The organism is Kitasatospora sp. NPDC091257 (assembly GCF_044757675.1).
GTDB classification, from domain to species: Bacteria; Actinomycetota; Actinomycetes; order Streptomycetales; family Streptomycetaceae; genus Kitasatospora; species Kitasatospora lactacystinica.
Genome location: NZ_JBIVVI010000563.1, coordinates 1 through 5,713 on the forward strand (window position 1 = coordinate 1; position 5,713 = coordinate 5,713).

Below are 5,713 nucleotides of genomic sequence, written 5' to 3' on the forward strand. Positions count from 1 at the left end.
AGCCGGCAACCGATATGACTTCGTGTGACTGGTGTGCTGAGGTGTGCTCTTCCGATGTGGGAGGCCGACGGCTGGAGTCGGCGGAAACGCGGAGAGGCCCGCCGTCCCCGCGTGGAAGCGGGGCCGACGGGCCTCTCCGAGGTCTGCGGGCCGTCCCGGGCCGATGGCCCGGCGCCGAGGTCAGCTCGCGGCGGGAGCCGGGCTGGACGACGACGAGGAGCCGGAGCTCGACGACGAGGACGAAGCGGAGGAGGACGTGGACGTGGCGGACGACGTCGAGGGGGTCGACGACGACCCGGCGCCCACCGTGCTGCTGGAGGACGAGCGGCTGTCGGTCCGGTAGAAGCCGGAGCCCTTGAACACGACGCCCACGGCCGAGAAGACCTTGCGGAGTCGTCCCTGGCAGTCGGGGCACGTGGTCAGCGCCTCGTCGGTGAACTTCTGCACCGCCTCCAGGCCGTTGCCGCACTCGGTGCACTGGTACTGGTACGTGGGCACTTGTCTTCCTCCTGGCACTCTCGCCTGATGAGTGCTAACGATGGTCAATGATGCGGCATTCCGCGGGATCAGTCCAGCGACTCCGGTGTGAGATGGGCCGGGCCCGGCCGCCGGACCGCCTCCCGCTCAGCCCTTGGCCGCGCCCACCAGCCGCCCGGCACCGCCGTGCTCCGCCGGGACGTCGCCCGAACCCCGGGCCGGAGAGGTGCCCGCGACGGCCGCCCCGGGTCCCGGTGCCACCAGCAGGTGCCGCAGCGAGAGCAGCACGATCAGCCCCAGTCCGGCCCCGGCCACCGGCACCAGGAACCCGGTCGAGGGCCCGTGCCCGTCGATCAGCCGGCCCGCCGCCATCGAGCCGACGGCCAGCCCCAGTCCGATGGCGCCGGTCAGCCAGGTGAAGGCCTCCGTCTTGGCCCCGTCCGCGACCAGCGTCTCGACCAGGGTGTAGCCGCTGATCAGGGTCGGTGCGATGGCCAGCCCGCAGACCAGCCCGGCGACGGTCAGCGCGACCAGGTTGGGCATCGCCCACAGCACCGAGCAGCCCAGGACCAGCAGCGTGTAGCTGATCAGCATCCGCTGCTGCACCGGCCGCCGCCAGGCGATCACGCCGTACAGCACGCCGGCCAGCATCGAGCCGCCGGCGAAGATCCCGTACACGGTGCCGCCGGCGTCGTGCTGCCCGACCGAGTCGGCGAAGGCGTTCACCGATACCTGCATGCCACCGAACACCGCGCCGACCCCGAGGAAGGTCCCGGCCAGCAGGCGGACGCCGGGGGAGGCGAGCGCCGAGGCGCGCTTGGTGCCGGGCTGCGGCACGATCCGGGCCGGGGCGGTGCGCCGCTGGGCGGCGAAGGCCAGGCCACCGACGAGGGTCAGCGCGGCCTCGGCGACCAGGGCGGTGGCCGGGTTGGCGAGGGCGGCGATGCCGGAGGCCAGGATCGGGCCGATCACGAAGGTGAACTCGTCCGTCACGGACTCGAAGGCGAAGGCGGTGCTCACCCGGGCCGCGGAGGCGTCGGAGGCGCCGTCCGCGGTGAACGTGGCCACCCAGCGGGCCCGGACCATCGCGCCGACCTGCGGAATGCTCGCACCGGCCGGGACGGCGGCCAGGAACAGGCTCCAGGCGGGCGCGTGACCGAGCGCGAGCGCGATCAGCGCGCCGACCGCGGCCGCGTGCACCAGGACGGTCGGGACGAGCACCGCGGCCTGGCCGTAGCGGTCCGCGAGCCGCCCGGTCTGCGGCCCGACCAGGGCCTGGGCGACGGCGGCGACGGCGGTGACCGTACCGGCGGTGCCGTACGAGCCGTGGGTCCGGGTGACGAGCAGCAGGATGCCCATGCTGAGCATCGCGTACGGCAGCCGCGCGACCAGGGCGGGGGACAGGAACGTCCAGGCCCCGGGCGTGCGCAGCAGCTCGCCGTACCCGACGCGGGCGGGGGCCGGAGCTGCGGGGGTGGCCGCGTGGTCCGCGGCGGTGTCGACCGTTCGGCGCGCCGTCACGGTCGGTCCTTCCTGCTGCCTGGTAGCGCGGCAGGGCATGGTGTGGCCCCGACGGCGCCGAGAGTCGTCCTCTCGCGCGTCGACCGGGGTAGATACCGGGCCGGTCCGGCGTGGTGGCCGGGAGCCGGACCGCGGCCGCCGAGCGGTCGCGCCAACTCTGCGTCAGGCAGAAATTGGGGGTGGTCTAGCGATGGTTATACGGATGATCGAACCATCGTATCAGTTACGCGCGTAGATACCCTCGGCCGACCCCGGCCCAGGCGGCCCGCCCCAGCCGTGACGGGCCGGAGGGGCCGGGGCGGGCCGAGGAGTGCAGGGCGGGCCGGGTGAGCCGGAGCAGCCGGTTCGAGCAGTGAAGGGGCCGAGCCGAGCCGGCCCCCGCGCTCACCGCCCGTTCAGCCACCCCGCGAGCTTGCCGCCCTTGTCCACGGCCCGCAGCCGCCGCTCCGCCGCCTCGCCGACCTCGTCCGTGGTGACCACCAGCAGTTCGTCCCCGCCGCGCAGCACCGTCGCCTTGTCCGGCACGAAGGAGTTCCCCTCCCGCACGACCAGGGTGACCGCGGCCCCCTTGGGCAGCCGCAGCTCGCTGATCTCCACGCCCGACATCTTCGAGGCGGGGGAGAGTGCGACCGACAGCAGGTGCCCGTGGAGCTTCTCCAGCGGGGCGGACTCGATGCCCAGGTCCTGGCCCATGTCGCCCTCGTCGATCCGCAGCCGCTTGGCCACCCACGGCAGGGTCGGCCCCTGGAGGAGGGTGAAGACCACGACGAGGATGAAGACGATGTTGAAGACGTCCTCGGCCCGGTGCGCGCCGGACACCACCGGGATGGTGGCCAGCACGATGGGCACCGCCCCGCGCAGCCCGGCCCAGCTCAGCAGTGCCTGCTCGCGGGCCGGCACCTTGAACGGGGTGAGCGAGACCATCACCGACAGCGGCCGTGCCAGGAACACCAGCACTCCGCCGATCACCAGCGCGGGCACCACCGCGTCGCCCATGGTCTCGGGCGTGACGAGCAGCCCGAGCAGCACGAACATGCCGATCTGCCCGATCCACGCCAGTCCGTCGGCGAAGCCCCGGACGGCCGGGCCGTGCGGCAGCTTGGAGTTCCCGAGTATCACCGCGCTGATGTAGACGGCGAGGAAGCCGGAGCCGTGCAGCAGCGCGCCGCCGGCGTACGCGAGCACGGTGAGCGCCATCACGGCGATCGGGTAGAGGCCCGAGGAGGGCAGTGCGACGTGCTTGAGCCCGTAGGAGCCTATCTTTCCGACGGCGAGGCCCACCGCGGCGCCGATCGCCAGCTCGGCGGCGATCGTGCCGATCAGGACGTACCAGGTGTCCAGTTCCCCGGTGGTGGCGAAGGCGACGACCAGGATGACCACGGGCGCGTCGTTGAAGCCGGACTCGGCCTCCAGCAGGCCGGTGAGCCGGTGCGGCAGCGGGACCATCCGCAGGACGGAGAAGACGGCGGCCGCGTCGGTCGAGGAGACGATGGCGCCCAGCAGCAGTGAGGTGCGCCAGTCCAGGCCGACCAGCCAGTGCGCGCCGGCGGCGGTGGCGAAGACGCTGATGCCGACGCCGACGGTGGCGAGCACGGTCGCGGCCGGCATGACCGGCTTGATCTCCCGCCAGCTGGTCTTGAGGCCGCCTTCGGCGAGGATCACCACGAGTGCCGCGTAGCCGAGCACCTGGGTGAGCTCGGCGTTGTTGAACGTGACGCCGATCCCGTTCTGTCCCAGCGCCACGCCGATCCCGAGATAGATCAGCAGGCTGGGCAGCCCTGATCGGGTGGAGAGGCGGACGGCGCCCACCGCGAACAGCAGGATCACGGAGGACTCAAGCAGGAGCTGGTTCAGATGGGAGACGTTCACGCAGGGGCACCTCGGGCAGGCATGGGCGGGCGGGGTGTCTGGTGGTGCTGTGGGGTGACCCGTTAAGAAGTCGTCAATGCTCCTCTTGCGGATCGTTACGCAGTCTAACATTTTGCCATATCTTTAGCTTGGTCCCCCGTTCACGGTGCCCGGCCGACTCGGCCTAATGTGGTGCCCTGTCACGGCCGCAGGCCCTGGACACGCCCGCCCGCCCCGAAGTCAGGACCGCAAGGACCCAGATGCCCCGCTCGAAGAAGTTCCGGCGCGCCCGTCTGATCGTGATCGTGCTGGTCGTGCTGCTGGTGGCCGGCACCGGCTACGGCGGCTACCGCGGGGTCTCCGCGGTCCGCGCCTCCTTCCCGGAGGTCGACGGCAGCGTCAAGGTGCCGGGCCTGAGCGCGCCCGTCGACGTCAAGCGGGACGCCAACGGCATCCCGCAGCTGTACGCCGACACCGACGAGGACCTTTTCCGTGCCCAGGGCTACGTCCAGGCGCAGGACCGTTTCTGGGAGATGGACGTCCGCCGGCACATCACCGCCGGCCGGCTCTCCGAGATGTTCGGCGACGGCCAGGTCGACACCGACGCGTTCATCCGCACCATGGGCTGGCGGCAGGTGGCGCAGAAGGAGTTCGACACCAAGCTGTCGCCGGAGACCAAGAAGCACCTCCAGGCCTACTCGGACGGCGTGAACGCCTGGCTCGCCGAGCACCCCGGCGGCGCGAAGGCCTCGCTGGAGTACGGCCTGCTCGGCGTCGTCAACGGCGGCTACCGGCCCGAGCAGTGGTCCCCGGTCGACTCGGTGGCCTGGCTCAAGGCGATGGCCTGGAACCTCTCCGGGAACCTCCAGGAGGAGATCGACCGCTCGCTGCTGGCCCAGGACTTCGGCCCCGACAAGATCGCCGAGCTGTACCCGGACTATCCGTACGCCCGCAACGGCACCATCGTGAAGACCGGCGCCGTGACCGGCGACAACTACCGTCCCGCCGACGGCTCCCCGCAGTCCGGGACGGCCGCCGGAACGGCCGCCACCGCCCAGGGCGCGGCGGCCACCAAGGCGATGCTGCAGGGCCTGACCGACCGGGTCGACTCGATGCCGCAGCTGCTCGGCCGCCCCGGCCAGGGCATCGGCTCCAACTCCTGGGTGGTCGCCGGTTCGCACACCACCACCGGCAAGCCGCTGCTGGCCAACGACCCGCACCTCGGCCCCGGCCTGCCCTCGGTCTGGTACCAGATGGGCCTGCACTGCCGGACCGCTTCCCCGGCCTGCCAGTTCGACGTCTCCGGCTTCACCTTCGCGGGCATGCCCGGCGTGATCATCGGACACAACAAGGACATCGCCTGGGGCTTCACCAACCTCGGCGCCGACGTCACCGACCTCTACCTGGAGAAGGTCACCGGCCCGGAGACCTACCAGGTGGACGGCAAGGACGTGAAGTTCGACCTCCGCAAGGAGACCATCAAGGTCGCCGGCGGGGAGGACCGCACCATCACCGTCCGCACCACCCAGACCGGCGCCCCGCTGATCTCCGACCAGAGCAGCGAGCAGCAGAACGTCGGCAAGTACGCCCCCAACGGCCAGTCCGCCCCGGACCGCGGCACCAGCGGCTACGGCGTCGCCCTGCAGTGGACGGCGCTCAGCCCCGGCAAGACCATGGACGCCGTCTTCGAGCTGGACAAGGCGAAGAACTGGGACGAGTTCCGCGCCGCCGCCAAGGACTTCACCGTCCCCGCGCAGAACCTGATCTACGCCGACGCCAAGAACATCGGCTACCAGGCCCCGGGCAGCATCCTACCGACGCGGTCCGATCGACACCAACCTCTGGTGCGGCGTGCTCGGGACCTCCT

4 protein-coding genes are annotated in these 5,713 nt (G+C 71.7%); 1 reads left to right on the plus strand and 3 read right to left on the minus strand.

Annotated features, from left to right (window positions below):
- Positions 1-180: 180 nt before the first annotated feature.
- The 3 genes from ACIQOV_RS24345 to ACIQOV_RS24355 form a co-directional block, all read right to left on the minus strand.
- Entirely contained in the window at positions 181-498 is a 318-nt protein-coding gene (locus ACIQOV_RS24345) for an FmdB family zinc ribbon protein (RefSeq protein WP_359899804.1), read from the minus strand.
- A gap of 126 nt (positions 499-624) precedes the next feature.
- Positions 625-1,998: an MFS transporter gene (locus ACIQOV_RS24350; protein ID WP_401051713.1), complete on the minus strand. Its 1,374-nt coding sequence runs from the start codon at positions 1,996-1,998 to the stop codon at positions 625-627.
- Positions 1,999-2,382: 384 nt separating this feature from the next.
- Positions 2,383-3,867: a potassium/proton antiporter gene (locus ACIQOV_RS24355; protein WP_401051715.1), complete on the minus strand. Its 1,485-nt coding sequence runs from the start codon at positions 3,865-3,867 to the stop codon at positions 2,383-2,385.
- A 239-nt stretch (positions 3,868-4,106) separates the two neighbouring features.
- Here ACIQOV_RS24355 and ACIQOV_RS24360 point away from each other — a divergent pair.
- On the plus strand, positions 4,107-5,713 hold a 1,607-nt coding region (locus ACIQOV_RS24360), incomplete at its 3' end, for a penicillin acylase family protein (protein ID WP_401051717.1).